The 18,568-nt window shown below is 70.6% G+C and carries 17 protein-coding genes; 7 read left to right on the plus strand and 10 right to left on the minus strand.

Annotated features, from left to right (window positions below; translation table 11 throughout):
• Nucleotides 1–78 precede the first annotated feature (78 nt).
• Together ACGFIV_RS10135 and ACGFIV_RS10140 are read right to left on the minus strand one after the other, a co-directional pair.
• Entirely contained in the window at nt 79–1,002 is a 924-nt protein-coding gene (locus tag ACGFIV_RS10135) for a lysylphosphatidylglycerol synthase transmembrane domain-containing protein (protein WP_358548859.1), read from the minus strand.
• Nucleotides 999–1,844, minus strand: coding sequence for a class I SAM-dependent methyltransferase (locus ACGFIV_RS10140; protein ID WP_358548856.1), 846 nt, complete (start codon nt 1,842–1,844; stop codon nt 999–1,001). The genes ACGFIV_RS10135 and ACGFIV_RS10140 overlap by 4 nt, the downstream gene beginning before the upstream one ends.
• A gap of 128 nt (nt 1,845–1,972) precedes the next feature.
• On the opposite strand from ACGFIV_RS10140, the gene ACGFIV_RS10145 reads away from it, so the two are divergent.
• Nucleotides 1,973–2,917 carry a lysylphosphatidylglycerol synthase domain-containing protein gene (locus ACGFIV_RS10145; protein WP_358548853.1) on the plus strand — a complete coding sequence of 315 codons (945 nt, stop codon included), beginning with the start codon at nt 1,973–1,975 and terminating at the stop codon, nt 2,915–2,917.
• Here ACGFIV_RS10145 and ACGFIV_RS10150 read toward each other — a convergent pair.
• From ACGFIV_RS10150 to ACGFIV_RS10165, 4 genes are all read right to left on the minus strand, one after another.
• The gene (locus ACGFIV_RS10150) at nt 2,872–3,948 is read right to left on the minus strand and encodes a glycosyltransferase family 4 protein (RefSeq protein WP_358548851.1); all 1,077 of its coding nucleotides are present in this window, start codon (nt 3,946–3,948) and stop codon (nt 2,872–2,874) included. The two genes, ACGFIV_RS10145 and ACGFIV_RS10150, sit on opposite strands and share 46 nt — an antisense overlap.
• A gap of 1 nt (nt 3,949) precedes the next feature.
• Nucleotides 3,950–4,843, minus strand: a complete 894-nt coding sequence (locus ACGFIV_RS10155) for a glycosyltransferase family 2 protein (protein ID WP_358548849.1) — start codon at nt 4,841–4,843, stop codon at nt 3,950–3,952.
• A 149-nt stretch (nt 4,844–4,992) separates the two neighbouring features.
• Complete coding sequence (locus ACGFIV_RS10160; RefSeq protein ID WP_392833742.1) at nt 4,993–5,922, minus strand: permease-like cell division protein FtsX; 930 nt, start codon at nt 5,920–5,922, stop codon at nt 4,993–4,995.
• A gap of 33 nt (nt 5,923–5,955) precedes the next feature.
• Nucleotides 5,956–8,064: a hypothetical protein gene (locus tag ACGFIV_RS10165; protein ID WP_358548845.1), complete on the minus strand. Its 2,109-nt coding sequence runs from the start codon at nt 8,062–8,064 to the stop codon at nt 5,956–5,958.
• A gap of 209 nt (nt 8,065–8,273) precedes the next feature.
• Between ACGFIV_RS10165 and ACGFIV_RS10170 the strand changes: the two genes are divergently transcribed.
• The 5 genes from ACGFIV_RS10170 (at nt 8,274) to ACGFIV_RS10190 (ending at nt 15,823) form a co-directional block, all read left to right on the plus strand.
• Entirely contained in the window at nt 8,274–9,818 is a 1,545-nt protein-coding gene (locus ACGFIV_RS10170) for a hypothetical protein (protein WP_392833746.1), read from the plus strand.
• Between the two features lie 146 nt (nt 9,819–9,964).
• The gene (locus ACGFIV_RS10175) at nt 9,965–11,902 is read left to right on the plus strand and encodes an LCP family protein (protein WP_358548840.1); all 1,938 of its coding nucleotides are present in this window, start codon (nt 9,965–9,967) and stop codon (nt 11,900–11,902) included.
• 222 nt (nt 11,903–12,124) lie between these two features.
• Nucleotides 12,125–13,810, plus strand: coding sequence for an acyltransferase family protein (locus ACGFIV_RS10180; RefSeq protein ID WP_358548837.1), 1,686 nt, complete (start codon nt 12,125–12,127; stop codon nt 13,808–13,810).
• 102 nt (nt 13,811–13,912) lie between these two features.
• Nucleotides 13,913–15,028 (plus strand): glycosyltransferase, encoded by a 1,116-nt coding sequence (locus tag ACGFIV_RS10185; protein ID WP_358548835.1) that lies wholly within the window; start codon nt 13,913–13,915, stop codon nt 15,026–15,028.
• A 90-nt stretch (nt 15,029–15,118) separates the two neighbouring features.
• The gene (locus ACGFIV_RS10190) at nt 15,119–15,823 is read left to right on the plus strand and encodes an acetoacetate decarboxylase family protein (RefSeq protein ID WP_358548945.1); all 705 of its coding nucleotides are present in this window, start codon (nt 15,119–15,121) and stop codon (nt 15,821–15,823) included.
• A 5-nt stretch (nt 15,824–15,828) separates the two neighbouring features.
• Here ACGFIV_RS10190 and ACGFIV_RS10195 read toward each other — a convergent pair whose 3' ends face one another.
• Nucleotides 15,829–16,140, minus strand: a complete 312-nt coding sequence (locus tag ACGFIV_RS10195) for a hypothetical protein (protein ID WP_358548832.1) — start codon at nt 16,138–16,140, stop codon at nt 15,829–15,831.
• Between the two features lie 79 nt (nt 16,141–16,219).
• On the opposite strand from ACGFIV_RS10195, the gene ACGFIV_RS10200 reads away from it, so the two are divergent.
• Nucleotides 16,220–16,576 (plus strand): hypothetical protein, encoded by a 357-nt coding sequence (locus ACGFIV_RS10200; RefSeq protein WP_358548829.1) that lies wholly within the window; start codon nt 16,220–16,222, stop codon nt 16,574–16,576.
• Between the two features lie 4 nt (nt 16,577–16,580).
• On the opposite strand, the gene ACGFIV_RS10205 is transcribed toward ACGFIV_RS10200, so the two are convergent.
• From ACGFIV_RS10205 to ACGFIV_RS10215, 3 genes are all read right to left on the minus strand, one after another.
• Nucleotides 16,581–16,775 (minus strand): helix-turn-helix transcriptional regulator, encoded by a 195-nt coding sequence (locus ACGFIV_RS10205; RefSeq protein ID WP_103961967.1) that lies wholly within the window; start codon nt 16,773–16,775, stop codon nt 16,581–16,583.
• Between the two features lie 131 nt (nt 16,776–16,906).
• Entirely contained in the window at nt 16,907–17,191 is a 285-nt protein-coding gene (locus ACGFIV_RS10210; RefSeq protein WP_392833751.1) for a hypothetical protein, read from the minus strand.
• A 327-nt stretch (nt 17,192–17,518) separates the two neighbouring features.
• Nucleotides 17,519–18,370 carry a glycosyltransferase family 2 protein gene (locus ACGFIV_RS10215; RefSeq protein WP_392833754.1) on the minus strand — a complete coding sequence of 284 codons (852 nt, stop codon included), beginning with the start codon at nt 18,368–18,370 and terminating at the stop codon, nt 17,519–17,521.
• Between the last annotated feature and the right edge of the window lie 198 nt (nt 18,371–18,568).

An 18,568-nucleotide genomic window follows, 5' to 3' on the forward strand; every position in this document is an offset into this window, starting at 1 on the left:
CTATTGCGGGGCTCCCCAAATCCGTGAGAGAAATCACAGGCCATTTCATCCTTCTCGCCGGCGACCAATGGGGAAACATCAGTCGTTCCGAGCCGCCGCCGGCACCGTCTCGGCGCGGCGCGCGGCCAGGCCGGCGAGCCCGGCGCAGACGAGGTCCCCTGCCGACACGACCAGGCGCGAGCACAGCGCCGCCGCGATCGCCGAGCCCCCGTCGAGCACAGGCGCCAGCGCCGCCACCATGGCCACCTCGCGCACTCCGGCCCCGGCGGGAGCGACGAAGACGACGAACCCCAGGCACCAGGCGAGCGCGAACGCCCCGAGGGACAGCACCAGGGCCCTCGGCCCTGACGCGCCCAGCCCGGCGGCGATCAGCGCGAGGTGTACCCCGTACGCCGCCCAGCCCGCGAAGGCCCATCCGACCGAGGTGAGCACACCCCTGCGGGTCAGCGGGCGCTCCAGCGGGGGGCGTTTGATCAGCTTGAGCCCGAATCCGAGGACGGTGTTGACGACGCGGGGATGGAGGCCGGCGACCAGCAGGGGCAGCAGCAGGAGCAGCCACGCGTAGCGCGCCACCGAGTCGCCGGCGAACGCGGGCAGGGTCACGAGGGCCACCGCGAGACCACTGACCAGATAGATCGGATATGTCAGGAAAAAGGCGGCTGCACTGCGGGGTCGGGGGACGCCGAGGTCCTTGCCCATCTCCATCTGGGCGAGCACGGGCCAGAGCGACCCGGGGATGTACTTGCCGAGCTGGCCCACGAAGAACACCTTGGCCGCGTCGGTGAACCGCAGCGGCGAGCCGAGATCGGCCAGCAGCGCCCGCCACATCATCATCCCCGCCGTCAGCGCCGCCAGCACCGCGACCAGGGACCCGGCCAGCAGCGGCCAGGAGAGCCTGGTGAAGCCGTCGGCCACCTGGGTCCACCGCCCCGCGATCGCCCACGCCCCGAACCCCAGCGCGACCAGCAGGAACGCGAACCTGACCAGCTTCTTGCGCGTCACGGCGTGCGTACGTGCTCGGGAGGCCGCGGGAGGGCGGGGCCGAGGGGCCCGCGGGGCGTCTTGGTCGCCACCCAAAGGTAGGTCGGGACGACCGGCAGCAGCGCCCGCAGCGCCGTGCGAGGCGTCCTCGCCAGCGTGCCCTGGGCGGCGCGCCCGACGGCGCCGGGGAACAGCTCGGTGCCGGCGAACCGCTCCGGCGAGGCGAGCACGGGGAACGAGTAGTCCCAGACGTGGAAGTCCCCGAGCATGCGGCGCAGCCCGCCCCTCGTGCGGAAGCGCTCGTAGTAGTGGTCGGCCCGGCCGGACGCGCGGACGTAGCGATCGGCCAGCGACGGCGGCAGGTACGACAGGAACGGCAGCTTGTAGTGCGGCTCCATCACGCCGAGCCGGTTTCCGAGGCCGAGGTACAGCACGCCGTCGTCGGCGAGCACCCGGTGCATCTCCTTGACCACGGCGTCGGGGTCGACCACGTGCTCGTAGATGTGGTTGAAGACCAGCACGTCCAGCGACCCGTCGGGGAAGGGCAGCGCGGTGCCGTCGGCGCACACGAACTCGACCCTCTTGCCGAACCGCTCGGCCGCCCTGCGCAGGCCAGGGACGTCGATGTCCACCCCGAAGGCCCGGCGCGCGCCCGCGGAGGCCAGCTCGTCGGCGATGAACCCGGCCGAGCATCCGATGTCGGCGACGGTCAGCCCGTCGAGCACGGGGGAACCCGGATCACGGCCCAGGAAGTGCGCGAGCACAGCGATGATCTTGGCGGCCTTGCGGCGTCGCTTGGCCTCGTCCAGCATCGCGGTCTGGAGCTCGGAGTACTCAAGCTGCGCCACGCGTTCCTTACCCACGCCGCCCAAGAGTAGTGGGTTCGCGGTGCGGGCTCCGGTCCTATGTGTCGACCATGAACGGCTCCGCATGGGGTAACGATGCGGGAGAGGACCTACCGGCTGGTAACGAGTGATCGTACGCTGGGCGGATGCTGAGCCGCCTGCGATCGAGTCCCCTGCTCCGGGTGGGTCTGGCGCTCGTCGCCCTGGCTTTCCTCACGTACGGGCTGTCCAGGAACTGGAACGACTCCGTGGCCGCTCTCGGCAGGCTGTCGTGGTGGACGGTGGCCGGGTCCCTCGCCGCCGTCCTCGCCGGCCTCGGGTTCATGCTGCTTGCCTGGCGGGCCGTGCTGGCCGGGTTCGGCTCCCCGCTGCCGTCGCGCGTCGCCGCCAAGGTCCTGTTCATGGGGCAGCTCGGCAAGTACGTCCCCGGCTCTGTGTGGGCGTTCGCGGCGATGATGGAACTGGCCCGCGACCACGGCTCCCCGCCCCGCCGCACGTTCGGCGCGACGGTGGTGGCCCTTGTGACCTCGCTCGGCTGCGCGCTGGCGCTCGCTGCGGTGACGCTGCCGCTGACCTCGCAGGCCGTGGCCAGGCAGACCTGGTACCTGCTGCTGCTGATCCCGCTCATCGTCGTGGGCCTGCATCCCCGGGTGCTGACCTTCGGGCTCAACCTCGTGCTGAGGATCGCCAGGAAGGAGCCGCTCGACCGGGTGCTGCCGGGGTCGGCGATGCTGGTCGCGACCGCGTGGACGATGATCGGCTGGCTGTTCTACGGCGTGCACATCTGGCTGCTGCTCACCGACATGCGTCCCGGCGGCCCGTCGCTGTTCGCCGTCGCCGCCGGGGCGTACGCGCTCGCGTGGGTGACGGGCCTGCTCACCGTGATCGTCCCGGCCGGCATCGGGGTCCGCGAGGGCGCCATGGTGCTGGTGCTCGCGCCCGTCCTTGACGCGCCGCGCGCGCTGGTCATCGCGATCGTGTCACGGCTGGCCTTCACCCTCTCCGACGTCCTGTGGGCCGGGCTGGGCTTCCTGCTGGCGCGCGGTCATGCCTCCGAGGAGAGCAGGGCCTCGGCGTACGCCGACCAGTAGGGGTCGGGGTCCACGGCCTTCACGCCCTGGCGCAGCCGCTCGGGCTCGCCGTCCGCGTAGAACCGGGTGATCGCCTCGGTGAGCGCGCCGACGGAGCCGGGCTCGACGAGCAGCCCGTCGACCCCGTCGGTGACGTGGTCGGCCAGTGCCCCCACGCGGGTGGCGATGACCGGGAGGCCGTGCTCGTGGCCGAGCCAGGCGTTCTGGCTGGCCGTGGCGCTCCGGTAGGGAAGCACGAGGGCGTCGGCCCCGGCGAACAACGCGGGCAGGTCACCGGCGGGGACGTACCCCGGTCGCAGCTCGACCCGCTCGCCCAGGCCCAGCTCCTTGATCAGGGCGCGCGTCTCGTCCAGGCCGCCCCAGAACTCACCGGCGACCGTGAGCGAGACCCCCGGGACGGGTGCCAGCGCGCGCAGCAGCAGGTCGAGCCCCTTGTAAGGCCGGACCATGCCGAAGAACAGCAGCCTGTGCCGCACCCCTCCACCGGACCTGGCCTCGGCCTTCGTGGGCAGGTGCGGCGGCAGCGCGGCGACGCGGACCGGCGCGGGCGCCAGGTCGCGGGCGAGCCCCGCCTGCTCCTCGGAGTGCGCGAGCACCCGGTCGGCCCGCCGCAGCAGCGCCTTCACCAGCGGCGCGTCGTACGGCTTGCGCTCGTGCGGCAGCACGTTGTGGCAGAGCGCGACCACGGGGGTCCTGCGGCGCAGCCCGTACAGGATGCCCAGGTAGGCGGGCACCTGCACGGGGCTCAACAGGGTCAGCACGGCGAGGTCGGCGCCGCGCAGCCGGCGCCCGCAGCGGAGCCAGCCGTCGGGGCGCCGCCAGTCGAGGTCGCGCCGGATGCCAGGGAACGGCCGCCCCTCGGGCGCCGAGATGGTCTGCTGCCCGGGATACAGGAACGAGGGGTACTGCGCGCGCCAGGACTCGATCACGACGTCGTGGCCCAGGGCCGCCAGCCGGTGCGCCAGCTCCGTGGTGTGCTGCGCCCCGCCGCCCTTGTACGGGTAGGCGGGCCCGACGATCGCGACCCGCACGTCAGGCGCCCCGGGACCGGACGATCAGGTCGGCCAGGAGGGCCAGCGATCCGATGATCAGCCCGGACAGGACGAGCATCACCGTGCTCGCCGGGAAGTAGAACGGGTGCCGGAACATGTCGACGACGCCCTTGCCCAGACCGATCACGACCAGCCAGATCGCGGGCGGCATGAGCACCTTGAGCGGGTTGAAGTACATCACCATCCGCAGCACCTGCAGGATGTAGCGGTAGGCGTCGGAGATGAAGCTGAACTTCGACTTGCCCGCCCGCTTGCTGTACTCGATGGGCATGTAGTGCACGTCGTGCTGGTTCGACAGGAACGCCAGGGTGATCGTCGTCACGCAGGAGAAGCCGGGGGGCAGCAGGCGCAGGTAGGGCAGGGAGACCGACTTCCTGAAGGCCCGCAGGCCGGAGTTCAGGTCGGGGATCTCCTGACCGGCCAGGCGCTCGGCCACCTTGCGGATGAACCACTTGGCCGGCACCCGGAGGACCTTGTGGGAGCCCTGCTCGCTGGTGCGCGCGCCGACGACCTGGTCGATCGTCGGGTCCTTCTCCAGGAGCTGCACGAGCTCGGGGATGCGCTCGTTGGGGTAGGTCATGTCGGCGTCGGTCCACACGACGATCTCGCCGAGCGCGTCCTGCGTGCCGATGCGCCGCACCGTGCCCGAGCCGCCGTTGCGGTGGAACGCCACGATGCGCATGCTCGGAAACCGGGGCGCGGCCTCCTGGAGGCGGGCGAGCGTCTCGTCGGTGGAATGGTCGTCCACGGCGACCAGCTCGTAGGTGTAACCGCTGACGTCCATGGCGCCGCAGATGCGCTCGACCTCTTCGATGACGTGGTCCTGCTCGTTGTAACAGGGCAGGACGATCGTGACGTACGGCTTCGCTTCCACGGCGGATCCAGTCTCAGGCGTCTCGGTCACACTCACGTCGGGCGAGGATACAGTGCCGAGCCCGCCTTCGAATCCACCTCATCCTCACCTGGGCCTCTTCCCACCCACCCGGCCCCTACTCCGCGCCGTACGTCTCGCCCGGCCGCCGATCACTCGGCTCCGACCCTGCGGACGACCCGGACCCCCGGCATGTCCTTGATCGACTCGCCGACGACCTCGACGGCCCGGCGGTCGGTGAGCTTGACGTACAGCGACTCTCGCATGTCGTCCGCGCTGACGATGGCCGGGTCGTCCGAGGCGTCCGCGTCTCCGGAGGCATAGTGCTCGCGGATCTTCCTCACGTGGGCGTGGTCCTCGAAGTAGATCTTCTCCACCCCGGGGATGTCCCAGAGCCGGTCGACGATGGCCCGCTTCTGCGGCTCGGTCACCGATCGGTCGTCGATGCCGCCGCACACCAGCCCCGGGCCCTTCGCACACAGGTCGATCGCCACGTCGGCCTTGCCCTCCCAGAACATGGCCTGGGACCAGACGTAACTCACCCCTTCGATGGACCTCACCCGCGCGGCCACGCGAGCGTAGTCGCGGGTGCGCACCGTCCCTACGAAGTTCGCCGGGCTGACGTAGGAGGTCTGGTCGGACGCGTCGCCCATCCCACTGATGACACGTGAAACCCAGAGGGACTTGTTCGGGTCGCCGCGAGAGACGAACCGCTCCTCGGAGAACCGGATCGTGGCGATCTCGGGAACGGCCCGCAGCGCGGCCTCGATGCCAGACGGCTTCTTGGCGGCCAGTTCAGCCGCCGGCGTGCATGCGGGGGATGGTGACCACTTGCCGCAAAGGCCGACCGTGAAGCCCAGGTGTTCGGGCCAGGGCCCGTCCGGCGGCGGCAGGGGCCTGCGTGAGCGGTCGTACAGGTACCAGCCACCGCCTCCTGCCAGTCCCAGCACGACGAGCACGGCCGTGCACACGGCCAGCAGCCTGCGGTGGGCCGATATCCAGGCCCGTAACCACGGATCCCGGTCGGGGTCGCCTCCGAACGACAGTTCCTCGGCCGAATGCGAGCTCGCGGGCGCGTCCATGAGGACCACTCTCGCGACCGGCGGAGTTCAAGGTCAACTCGGTGGGGGGAGGGCCATCCAGACGTCGATGCTCAGGGACCACGTGCCGTTCGGGGGGTCGACCAGGGAGCGCTCGTCCTGGCGGGTGCGGAGTCGCACGACCTGGGTGGCCGGGCCGTACGGCGCGAGCTGGGCAGGCTGGGCCGCGAGGACGACCGGGCGGCGGCCGGCGGAACGGATGCGCTCGGCCAGGCGCCTCACGTCGGCTGGGGCCGCGACGGTGATGTCGGCGTCGCGGCCCGCGGCGGCGCCGACATCACCCGACAGGCGGACCTGGGACACCGGCAGGCCGCACATGCCGCGTACGACCTGGGTGAACCGGTCGCCGGTGACGCGCTCGACGATCAGCACCGAGGCGTCGCGGGGCAGCGCGGCGCACAGCCTCGCGACCGCCGCCGACTCCCCGCGCTCGACGGGTGTGAACGCCGTCCCGATCGAGGTCACCACGGCGGGGAGTACCACCAGCGCACCGCCCGCCGCGAGCAGCGAGCGCTGGACGCGCCAGCCGTACCCGGCCTGCCGCGCCCTCGCCCGCATCCAGCGCAGCCCCCAGACCGCCAGCAGGATCAGGCCGGGGACGATCACCGGTACGAGCCGCCGCGACGCGAAAGGATGGTCGGGCGTGATGGCGGGACGCCAGAGCGTGGTGACGGTCGTCCACGCGATGATCGCCAGCGGCAGCAGCCAGACGAACCCCCTGCCCCGCGCCATGCGCCGCGCCAGCACGGCCGCCGCCAGCGTGGCGAGCACGACGACCGGGACGCCGACGTACCAGATCACCCAATAGAGGGAGTTCTCGTAATAAAGACGGCTCGGATCGGGCGGCAGCCCGTTGGCGAGCTGCGTCATCATGATGAACTGCGCGTTGAGCACGTCGCCCTCGGCCCTCGCCACCCGATGGACGGTCTGCACCCAGGGACGTACGGCCAGGCCGAGCGCCACCAGGACCACCAGACCCGCCGCCAGCTCGGGCAGCCATCGCGCCGCCCTCCCCGTGCGCACCGCCTTCCACCCGATCGGGATGATCTTCGGCCCGAGGACCGCGCCCGCCGCCGTGGCCGCGAGGACGACCGCGCAGATGGCGAGCAGCGGGACGAGGGAGTCGGACAGGTAGCCGAGATAGGGCCTGGCCAGGAAGTAGGCCGCGACGAAGCCGAGCCCCACGCCCACGGCCAGGCCCCCGAGGAGCGGCAGTCCCATGCGCGCGTACCTCTCGCCCCGGCCGCGCCCGCGGCGCAGCGCGATCAGCAGCCCGGCGTAGGCCAGCACGGGAAGCACGTCCCTGAGCCCGTCGATGCGCACCAGGACGGCCAGGCCGAAGACGAGCCCGGCGAGCGCCGCCGCGCGCGGGCGGGCGCGGGCGTCGACGGTGAGGGCGATGCCCCCGAAGATCAGAATCAGCGACGGGATCTCGCTGAACGTGGTGCGCGAGGTGTAGAGGATCGGCAGCGCGACCGCGAAGGCCAGCGCGGCGAGCGGGGCCCAGCGCGCCCCGACCAGCCGGGCGACGACGCCGGCGACGGTCAGCACGGCCAGGGCGCCGAGCACCGGGGGCGTCAGCAGCAGGCCGGAGACCCCTCCGATCCAGTGCCCGATGGCCTGGACGATCGGCGCGCCCGGCATGAACTGCGGCACGATCGCGCCGCCGTGGTCGTAGACCCCCACGCTGCGGGGGACCAGCGCCGGATCGCCTCCGCCGAACGCCGCCGTGCCGTACGGGATCGGCAGGGATCCGTGATCGGCCAGCCAGACGGCGTACTGGGCGTAGGTGGCGGGATCCCTGCGGATGACGAGCTGCTCGCTGTGGAACAGGCCGTTGAAGACGGCCGAGGCGGCGGCGATGCCGCAGGTGGCGGTGACGTGCCAGGCGGTGGCGTCGGCCGCCTCGTCCTCGCGGGCGAGACGCGCGCCGTACACGCACAGGGCGACCGCGAGCGCTCCGCCGAGCAGCAGCATGGGCAGCGGGCGGAACCAGCCGAGCAGGAGCAGGGGCAGCCCCGCGAGCAGCCAGCCCGCCAGGGCGAGGGCGGGCATGATCGACACCGCGGCGAGCACCCGGCCAGCCGACGGCCATCGCGAGTGATCGAGCCAGGTTCCGTCCATCTGTGTGCGCGAGCCTAGTCTCAGGAACGCTCCGCGTGGATGCGGGCACGTCCTGTCGGACCGGGTAGCGTACGGCCCGACCTCGTGGATCGTTCGTGTGTGGGGGTATGGAGTGGTGGCTGCCGGGTGGGACCGCGTCACGCGGACCGGCGGCAGCCTGTGCGAAACGGCCGGGCGGTTCATCGTCGGCGCTGTCGAGCGGTGGCGGCATGCGTGAACTGATCGGGGTGTTCCCCCCGGCTCCGCGGGCCGGTGGGGGCCTACGTGCCCTGGCCGGGCGGCATCGGTGGTTCGTCGCGGTGCTGTCGGCCGGGGCGGTGCTGCGGGTGGTGGCGATGATCGGTTATCGGCCCGCGCTCTGGTTCCCCGACTCCTACACCTACGTGGTCACCGCGATGCGACCCCGGCCCGACCTCGTACGGCCCGCCGGGTACTCGATGTTCCTCCGGCTGCTGGAGCCCTTCCACAGCTTCGGGTTCGTGGTGCTCGTACAGCACCTGCTGGGCCTGGCGACGGGCGTGCTCGTCTACGCGGCCGTACTGCGCCTGCGCGGCCGGAGCCGGGTGGGCGCGCTGGCCGCCGCGCCGGTTCTGCTCGACGCCTACCAGGTCGAGCTGGAGCACCTCCTGGTCTCGGACACGCTGTTCATGTTCCTGGTCGTCGCGGCCGTCATCGTCGCCATGGGGCCGTTGACCTGGCGTACGGCCTGCGCCACCGGCCTGCTCCTGGCGACCGCGACGCTCACCAGGACGGTGGGGCTGCCGCTGATCGCGGTCGTGGCGGCCTGGCTGCTGGTCCGGCAGGCGATGGCGGCACGCCGATGGGACACTCCACTGACCAGGGGGCTGCGTCTGGTGGGGGTGCTCGTCGTCGTGGCCCTGCTGCCGATCGCGGGGTACGCCGCCTGGTTCTCCTCGACGCACCACCGGTTCGGCATCGTGGGCTCCAACGGCGTCTTCCTGTACGCACGCACGATGTCGTTCGCCGACTGCGGCGTCATGCGCCCGCCGCCCGACCTCGCGGTGCTCTGCGACGGCACCCCGCCCGCGCGCCGGCCGCCGTCGCAGGAGTACGTCTGGGCCGCGGGCTCGCCGCTGGTCGCCCTGCCGGGCATCACCTTCACCGCGGACACCGACCGGCTCGCGGGGCGGTTCGCGTTCCTGGCCCTGCGCAGCCAGCCGGTGGACTACGCGGCCTCGGTGGTGTCCGAGCTGGCCCGGTCGTTCTCCTGGGGCCGTCCGGTGTACCCCGACCAGGAGATCTACGACCACTACGAGTTCCCCGCCGTGACCCCCGCCCCGCCCGGCCGCGAGCCCGCCACCACCGGCGCGAAGTTCGCCGTGCGCTACGAGCGGGGTCCCATCGGCACGCGCGTCGCCGAGCCGTTCGCGGGCTGGACGCGGGCCTACCAGGACGTGGTCCGGCTGCCGGGCACGGTGCTCCTGGCGCTCCTGCTGGCGCCTCCCGTGGCCGCGGCCGTACGCCGAACGGCCGTACGCCGAGCCGTACGCCGAGGGGCCGTCCCCCGAGCGGCCGTACGCCGGCGCAGGGGAGAGCCTGCGGGGGCGCCGTGGACGCTGCCGTGGGTGACGTCCCTGTCGTTGCTGGTCATCCCCGCCGCGACCGCCGAGTTCGACTACCGCTACGTCCTGCCCGCGGTGCCGCTGGCATGCCTGGCCGCCGCACTCATGACCGCAGGAAAGAGGGATCGGTCAGACAGCCCACTACCTGCGAATTCTGTGAATTCCAGGTAAAGCAGCGGATTAGGATATTCCTGCAAATATCCTCCTGTCGGTAAGCTTGGCCGCCGTGTCGACCCCTCTGGAGTATTCATGATCATGAGCCTATTCACCCGATCATGCTGCCCAGAAGCGGGCCGGTGACCTAACCTCATGACGAAATGAGCGAGCACCGACACGGCGCCACGGTCAGGGACCAACGTGCGGATCCGGGCCAGCCCGGCCGCAGGTCGAGCCGAGGCCGGACGCCGGAACCCCCAGGCGGCCTCCCCCCCGCCGAGGCCGAGCGTCCCCGCCGCCGCCGGGGCGCCCCCCAGGGCCCGCAGGAGCCCCCGGGCCCCCAGCGCCCGGAGGATCCGTACGGCACCCGCGACGCCTACGGCACGCCGGAGGCCTACGACTCACGCGATCCCTACGGTGTGCGGGAGGCCTACGGCACCCCGGACGCCTACCGATCTCAGGAGTCCTACGGCCCCCCCGACGCCTACGGTGCGCAGGGCGCGCCTCCGGTCGAGGAGAAGCGCTCCCGCCGCAGGGGCGTCCCCGCCGAGCCCCCTCCCCCGCCGCCGGACGACCCCGGCCGGCGCGGGCGCCGCCGAGGCGGCAAGGCCCCCGGTGACCCGAAGACCGGGCGCCAGCGGGTCCTGGCCTACATCAGCATCGCCCTCACCGCCGTGCTGGTCCTCATCGCACTGACCGGGTACACGCTCTACCGCAACCTGCTCGGCAACGTCCGTACCGAGGACGTCAGCGGCGACCTCAACGCCAACCGGCCCGTCAACTCCACCGGCGCCCTCAACGTGCTGCTCGTCGGGTCCGACTCCCGCGCGGGCGACAACAAGAAGTACGGCCAGCACATGGCCGGCGAGGGCGAGCGCACCGACACGATCATCCTCATGCACATCTCGCCGAACCGCGACAAGGCGACGCTGATCAGCTTTCCCCGCGACTCGATGGTGCAGATCCCGGGCTGCAAGAACGCGCGTACGAAGGTGTCGATCGCCCCCCGCGTCGACATGATCAACTCGGCGTTCAACGAGGGCGGCATGGCCTGCACGATCAACACGATCGAGGCGACCACCAACATCCGTGTCGACCACTACATCAAGGTCGACTTCACCGGCTTCAAGGCCATCGTCGACTCGCTCGGCGGCATCCAGATCTGCGTGCCGCAGGCCGTCCACGACAAGCAGGCCAAGCTCGACCTCCAGGCGGGCAAGCAGATCGTGAAGGGCGAGACCGCGCTCGCGTACGTGCGTGCGCGCCACTCCCTCGGTGACGGCAGCGACATCAGCCGCATCAAGCGCCAGCAGATCTTCCTCTCGCAGGTGGCCAAGAAGGCGACCAGCGGCGACACCCTGACCGATCCCGCCAAGCTCCTGAACCTCGTCAGAGCCGCCGCCCAGTCGGTGGTCATGGACCCCCAGCTCGACGTGGACACCCTGATCCAGATCGCCCAGAGCGCCCGAAGCCTGACCGCCAAGGGGGTCAAGTTCGTCACGGTTCCCTGGGAGCCGTACCCCGCCGACAAGAACCGCGTCCAGTGGAAGCAGCCGGACGCCGGGAAGATGTTCGAGTCGCTGCGCACCGACGTCGAGGTCACCCCGACGGCCAAGCCGAGCGCGGCGTCCTCCGGCTCGGCCGCGCCCGCCAAGCCCGCGATCAAGCCGGGCGAGGTGCGCATCCAGGTGGTCAACGGCACCAACACCGCGGGCAGGGCCAAGGAGGTCGCCGAGGCGCTGGCGGCGCAGGGCTTCAAGGTGACCCAGGTGGGCGACGCGCGCAAGCCCGACGGCACCGACCGCCCGCAGACCATGGTGCTCTACGCCAAGGGCGCGGCCGCGGGACCCGACTACGCCGCCCCTGTGGTCGCGAAGCTGCTGACCAAGGTCACCCCCGCCGCCGGCAAGGTGACGGCCGGGCTCATCACCCCCTTCACCCCCACGGTGGCGCCCACGCCTTCCACCGCCACTCCCGCACCCGGCAGCCCGGTGATCCAGTTGGTCATCGGCGCCGACTTCAAGGGTGTCAAGGTGCCGGTCACCATCCCTGACAGCGCTCGCGTGGTCGACTCCAAGACGGACGTCTGCAGCACCTGAGCCGATCAAGGAAACGGCCCGGTTCCCCTGTGGGGCCGGGCCGTTTCTCATGATTCCCTCAGGGTTGAACTTCTGACTCCGTCGCGACAATCCCTGACGAGGGCGTTATGGTGGATCACCTGGCAGGCGCGCCCGCACGCTCCATTCCGCCGTCCTTCGAGGGCACCTTCCAGTGTCAGAAGCTACCCCTGGTCTCCCGACAGATGGCTGAGCGTTTCCCCCGTGAGTGACACCAGATCCTCCTTCCAGGTTCCGGCTCCACGCACCGACGGCGTCTCCACCGACGCCGACGAGGTCGGGGCCACCGCCAGACGAGGACAGGCACCGACCGGCCCCGCCCCGGACACCGACGCCGTCGAGGACGCGCCCACGGCGCGCTGGCCGGTCCCCGACTACGCCGAGCCCCCAACGGGCGCGTGGGACCGGCAGCGGCCTCACAGCGGCGGGCACGCCCGGGAGCCCCTGTGGCCGGTCGCCGAGCACGCCGCGAACGCCGGCGACGAGTCCTGGAAGGGCGTCCACGCCCGTCCCGGCGAGCACACCGGCCCGCCGGCGTCCGACGACGACCCAGAGACGTTCACCTTCGAAAGGCCCACGTGGGACGAGCCGACGGGCGGCACGTCCGTACGCGACGTCCCGCAGGCGCCCGCGCGTGAGACGCCGCCCGCCGCCCGGGGGCCCGTGCCCGCGTGGGAGGCTCCGCCGGGGCCGCAGGAGCGGCCTGAGGGCACCGCGTCCGACGGCTTCTCGTACTGGGAACGGCGGCCGATACCCGACGCCTCCCCCGCTACCTTCGACGGGGCGCCCCCCGCCTGGGCCGGGCAGCCCGGCGTCCGGCAGCCCGCGCGAGCCGGCGAGGCCGCCTGGGACGACTCCGCTCCCGAGGCCGAGGAGGCCCCCGCGCCCGCGCCGGTGAAGCGCCCGCGCGAGCCGTACCTCGACAACGTGAAGTTCGTGCTGATCGCGCTGGTCGTCACCGGGCACTCCCTGGTGCCCACGCTCGCGGCGCACTCGGCCCGGTCGGCCTACCTGTTCATCTACGTGTTCCACATGCCGCTGTTCGTGCTCATCAGCGGTTACCTGAGCAGGAACTTCTGGAACTCCAACGCCAAGACGAACAAGCTCGTCGACACCTTCCTCGTGCCGTACGTGATCGTGGAGATCGGCTACGCCGCGCTCCGCTTCGCGCTCGGCCACAAGTGGAGCCTGACGATCATCGACCCGGCCTGGCTCAACTGGTATCTGCTCGCCCTGCTCCTCTGGCGGCTCTCCACCCCGGTGTGGAAGCGCATGCGCTATCCCCTGCCGATCGCGGTCGCCGTCTACCTGCTCGCCGGGCTGTCCGATCTGCCGGGTGACTTCAGCATGGACCGCTTCTTCGGCCTGATGCCGTTCTTCGTGCTCGGCCTCTGGCTCCAGCCCCGCCACTTCGACATGCTGAACCGCCTCTGGGTGAAGATCGTGTCGGCGGTGGTGCTCGTCGGGGCCGCCGGGGTGGCGATCCTGATCTCCAAGCGCGTGCCGCTCGGGCCGATCTACTTCAAGGACAGCTACGCCGAGCTCCACCTGTCGTGGTGGATGGGCATGGGCATGCGCGCGGCCCTGCTGGTCGCCGCCCTGACCGTCTCCGTGGCGGTCCTGGCGCTGGTGCCGCGCGGGACCACGTGGTTCTCCGACCTCGGCACGCGCACGCTCTACTGCTACCTGCTCCACGGGGTGCCCGTGCTCATCGCCAAGGAGATGGGCTGGCTGAGCTACCCGTGGCTGCACGGGCCGCTCGGCGTCATGGCGATCACCAGCAGTTGCTTCGCTCTGGCGATCGTCCTGTGCCTGCCGGAGACCCGCACGGCCTTCAAGTGGCTGCTGGAGCCGCGCCTGGTCTGGCTCTACCGCAGGCCCTCCTCGTAGGGCCACCCGGCGCCCGCCAGAAGGGCTGATGTTAAGCGGCATTTCGGTTCTGATTCACGGTGCGCATCCGGGCAGGAAGGGAACGCCACCCAGCATCGACGTATGAAGGTATGTGTCGGCACGATCGTCCACCACCCGGAGGACGCGCGGATCATGCACCGGCAGATCCGCGCGTTGCTCGACGCCGGGCACGAGGTCACGTACATCGCGCCGTTCACCCATTGCAACGTCACTCCGCCCCAGGAGATCCGCGCGATCGACGTGCCGCGCGCCGTGGGCCTGCGCCGGGGACACGCGCTCAACGCGGCGCGCGGCGCGCTCAGGAAGGGCGCAAGGGACGCCGACCTGCTGCTCGTCCACGACATCGAGCTGCTGTTCGCCCTGCCACGACGCCGTCCCACGACCGTGTGGGACGTACACGAGGACATCGTGGGCGCCCTGGAAACCAAGCCCTACCTCCCGGAGTCCGCGCGCCGGATGCTCCCGCACCTGATCAACGGGATCGAGAGGCGGGCGGAGCGCCGCCTGCACCTGATCCTCGCCGAGGCCGCCTACCGCGACCGCTTCACCGGGAACCACCCGGTGATCCCGAACACCACGTACGTGCCCGCCGCGCCGCCTCCCCCGCCGGGCGCCGGGCGCCTCGTCTACGTCGGCCACCTCTCCGAGGCCAGGGGCGTCGCCGAGATGCTGGAGCTGGCCCGCAGGCTCCGCCCGCACGGGATCCGCCTGGACCTGATCGGGGCCGCCGACGCGACGGTGCGCCCGATGCTGCGGGACGCGCAGCGGGAGGGCCTGCTCGACTGGTTCGGGTACGTGCCGAACGACCACGCGCTGCGCATGGCCCAGGGGGCACTGGCGGGGCTCTCGCTCCTGCACGACGTGCCCAACTACCGGCAGTCCCTGCCCACGAAGGTCGTCGAGTACATGGCCAGGGGCATTCCCGTGATCACCACTCCGCTGCCCCTGGCGGCCTCGATCGTCGGACGCGCGGACTGCGGCATGATCGTTCCCTACGGCGACGTGGACGCGGCGGCGCAGGCCGTACTCCGCCTGCGGGACGACCCCGAGCGGCGGGCCGTGATGGCGGCCCGTGGGTACGCCGAGGCCCGCGGCCACTACCACTGGCCGGACCACGCGCGGGACTTCGTCGCCCGGCTGGAGGAATGGGCCGTCCACGTCCCCGCCCCCGCCGTCCACCGCGTCGTCCCGGCCTGACCCCTGGAATCCAGGCCCTGGCGCCCTGCGGCCCGGGTTGGTGTACTTGAGGTTATGGCTAGCCATCTCATCCAGGGGCGCTTGGTCAGGATGCCCGTGGAAGTCAGGGACGCCACGCTGTGCAGCGCGATGTACCTGGTGCGAGCCGACGCCGCCCGGGCCGTGCTCGCCTATGCCGACCTGGACGTCACCGAGGTGCTCCCCGGCAAGGCCCTGTGCACGCTGGCGTTCGTCCGCTACGGCGACAGCGACCTTGACTCCTACAACGAGTTCGGTGTGGCGTTCATGGTCCGCCCGCCGGAGGCCGGGCGCCCGCCCACGCGCGGCGTGCTGGCGGGGTTGAAGGACCTCCGCCTGAACGGCACCGGGGCGTTCATCCACTGGCTCCCGGTGGACCAGGGCTTCACCATGGAGGCCGGACGCACGATCTGGGGCTTCCCCAAGGAGCTGGCGGAGATCGACCTCCGCCTCACCTCGCCGTACAAGCGCTGCGTCCTGCGGAAGGACGGACGGCTCGTCCTCGACCTGCTGATCCGTCCGGGAATGCCCGTGGTCGGTGGCTCCACCCCGATGGACGCCTACTCCCGGCTCGACGGCGTGACCCGGCACACCGGCTGGACGATGCGTCCCCACGGCGTACGCGCCCGCCCCGGCGGAGCCCTGATCAGGCTCGGCAACCACCCCATCGCCAAGGAACTCAGCGAACTGGGCCTCCCCAAACGAGCCCTGCTCACCACCACCGTCTCCCACCTGACGATGACCTTCGACTCCCCCTTGGTACTCCCGCCCTCCTAAGACACTCACCGCCTTCCTGGACGAGCGTGCTCACGAATGTCTTCGCACGGCCACCCGCAGACTGCGTGCTGAGGTCCTCCATGTGTACGGCCGCGCAGATCGATCTCCTGCATGAGGATGGACGGGATGGCGGGATTGGCTTTCATCAGATACGGAATCTCGTCGATGACCAGCGGCATCGGGCGGTCTCGGGGGAGCGAGAAGAAGAAGGTGAGCGCGTCCCGCCAGTCCGCGAACGGATAGCCGACAGGAGAGCCGGTCTGCCGGGCGAGCGCCATGCCGAAAAGGCGAAGCAGTTCGACCGAGGAGACCGACATTCGCGATCCTGCGCTCTACCACTCAGTCCTCTCCGCGGTGGCGGAGGGAAGTAACACCTGGGGCGGCATAGCGAGTCATGTGGGCCGCAAGTCACCCGACATCGCCCACCCGCTCAACGTCCTGGAAGACTGCGGCCTTCTGACCAAAGAGAAGGATGCCTTCCGGTCGGGGCGGACGCGCTACCGTATCGCGGAACCGCTCATCACCTTCTACCAGGCGATCATGCGGCCCGAATGGACGGATCTCAGCCTCGGTCTCGCGGAAGAGGTCTGGGCACGATCACGGCAACGCTTCCTCTCCAAAGTGATGGGACCGCACGTAAGCCATGCCGGCGATGACAGATGCTCTTTCCGAGCACGCACGTACGGGATCGGGCGATCTACCGGCGCGGGTGCTTCCGCGGCCGTCCGAATGGTGTTCAGCTACTTCGGATGATGCTCTACTGCTCGTCGAGAAAAACTTCTTCGATCGTCAGGTCGAACACCTTGGCGAGGCGGAAGGCGACGGGAAGGCTCGGGTCGAACTTGCCTTTTTCGATCGCGATGATCGTCTGCCTCGACACGCTGATCCGCTGAGCCAGATCAGCCTGTGTCCAGTCGCGTTCGGCCCGGAGTTCCGTGATGCGGTTCTTCATCGGTATCTGATCATGCCAGCGGCGAAGGCGATCAGGAAGACGACTCCCAGGAGCGCGGGCAGGACCGCAGCGTTGACGTCGTAAGTGATGAGGCCGGCGGCGTCCGCGACGACATAGGCGAATCCGCCGACCTACCCTGCTCCGAGGGAGATGGCCAGGGCCTCCTGCATGACCTTGCGCTGCAACTCATCGACTCTCTGAAGAAAGCGAGTGAAGGCGACGATCCATCCGATGCCGACGGCCAGGTTGACGGCGACCGCGGCCCAGCTTGCCACCGGTTGCTGCGGGTCCCATAAGAGGTCGGGACCGAACTTGGCCAAGGCGAGGGTCGCCGCCCAGGCGAGTGTCCAGAGTACGAGCCGGACGGTTGCCTTGGTCGACTCCCGGTAGTCCCCGGTTGTGGTGTGTGCTTGCACGGGCGCCCTCCTGCGGCGAGAAGTCAAGGACACTTGACACGGTAGGAGGAGGCCGCCGTGATGTCAAGTGTCCTTTACGTCGGCCGGGTCGACCCCTGGTCAGGGCACCATGGGACGGTCATTAGTTCCGTCCGACAACGTGCGGCCCGGGCGACGCTGCTTTCCGGTCATCGCTGTCAGCCCACGTTCCTACGCTCTACGTGCCAATACACCATGACCCTGGCACCGCCGTAGCGCTGGTGCCACTCGGTCATGAAGTTCGCCGACCAGCCGGATGGCCTTGCGCTCGCGGAGCGCAGCCGTGCGAGAACCACGGCTGGCGACAGGTCAGACGATGGGAGGGCGGCCGAGGCGGAGCATGCGCCAGGCGGTGCGCCAGGCCATGGGGCGGCGTTCGCCCGCCGGTTCGCGGAGGCCTTCCTTGAAGCCCTGGAACCACGACTTGATCGCCAGCGAGGAGCGCTCGCGCACCAGCGTCAGCACGACCCAGTCGAGCAGGTACAGGGCCGCCAGCGGCCAGGGCAGGTTGCGGCGGGCCAGCCACACCCGGTTGCGCGCGTTCAGCCGGTAGAAGTCGGCGTGGCGCGTGGGCGGCACCTGCGGGTGGTACATGACGGCGTCCGCGTCGTACTCGATGCGGTAGCCCTCACCCAGGAGGCGCCAGGCCAGGTCCGTCTCCTCGTGGGCATAGAAGAAGCGGCCCGGAAGGCCGCCGACCTGCAGGTAGGCCGAGCGTCTGATCGCGCAGGCACCGCCCAGGAAGGTGGTCACCGGCGAGGAGCGCTGCGGGTCGCCGGCCCGCAGGCGGGGCACGTGACGACGCTGGCCCACGCCGCCGTCGGGGTCCATGACGCGGAAGGAGATCACCGCGAGATCGGGCTCGGCGGCGAACCGCTCGCGGACGTGCGCCGCGAGCTTGTCGTCGGCGTACCAGCCGTCGTCGTCGAGGAACAGCACCACGTCGCCCGTACACTCGCGGACGCCGTGGTTGCGGCCCTCGGGGATGCCGACGTTGTGCGGGACGCGCACGGTGCGCACGGAGGCGGAACCGGGCGTCGGAACGTCGGCGAGCTTGGGCACATCGGCACCGTTGCCGACGACCACGACCTCGACGTCTCCGTCGGTCTGGTTCAGCGCGGATTCGACGGCCCTGTCGAGCTCGGAGATCCGGTTACCCATAGTGAGGATGACACACGAGATCTTCAACGCGTCATCGCCTCGACGCATGGAGAACGCATGGAGTCATGATCACCGAGTCTGCTTGAGCGGGCAATCCAGCTTGTGTCTGCATACTGCGAAATAAGGGTATCGGAACTGCCAGCAAACCCCCGCCAAACAGTAACTGTTGGCTTGGCGACGGCTCTTGACAGAGATACG

It is taken from the genome of Sphaerisporangium sp. NPDC049003 (assembly GCF_043197795.1).
GTDB lineage: Bacteria > Actinomycetota > Actinomycetes > Streptosporangiales > Streptosporangiaceae > Sphaerisporangium.

Coding starts and splice junctions, on each gene's coding strand:
- ACGFIV_RS10145 (WP_358548853.1), top strand. CDS start 1,973: ATGCTGAGCCGCCTGCGATCGAGTCCCCTGCTCCGGGTGGGTCTGGCG.
- ACGFIV_RS10160 (WP_392833742.1), bottom strand. CDS start 5,922: ATGGACGCGCCCGCGAGCTCGCATTCGGCCGAGGAACTGTCGTTCGGA.
- ACGFIV_RS10165 (WP_358548845.1), bottom strand. CDS start 8,064: ATGGACGGAACCTGGCTCGATCACTCGCGATGGCCGTCGGCTGGCCGG.
- ACGFIV_RS10170 (WP_392833746.1), top strand. CDS start 8,274: ATGCGTGAACTGATCGGGGTGTTCCCCCCGGCTCCGCGGGCCGGTGGG.
- ACGFIV_RS10175 (WP_358548840.1), top strand. CDS start 9,965: ATGAGCGAGCACCGACACGGCGCCACGGTCAGGGACCAACGTGCGGAT.
- ACGFIV_RS10185 (WP_358548835.1), top strand. CDS start 13,913: ATGAAGGTATGTGTCGGCACGATCGTCCACCACCCGGAGGACGCGCGG.
- ACGFIV_RS10190 (WP_358548945.1), top strand. CDS start 15,119: ATGCCCGTGGAAGTCAGGGACGCCACGCTGTGCAGCGCGATGTACCTG.
- ACGFIV_RS10195 (WP_358548832.1), bottom strand. CDS start 16,140: ATGTCGGTCTCCTCGGTCGAACTGCTTCGCCTTTTCGGCATGGCGCTC.
- ACGFIV_RS10205 (WP_103961967.1), bottom strand. CDS start 16,775: ATGAAGAACCGCATCACGGAACTCCGGGCCGAACGCGACTGGACACAG.
- ACGFIV_RS10215 (WP_392833754.1), bottom strand. CDS start 18,370: ATGGGTAACCGGATCTCCGAGCTCGACAGGGCCGTCGAATCCGCGCTG.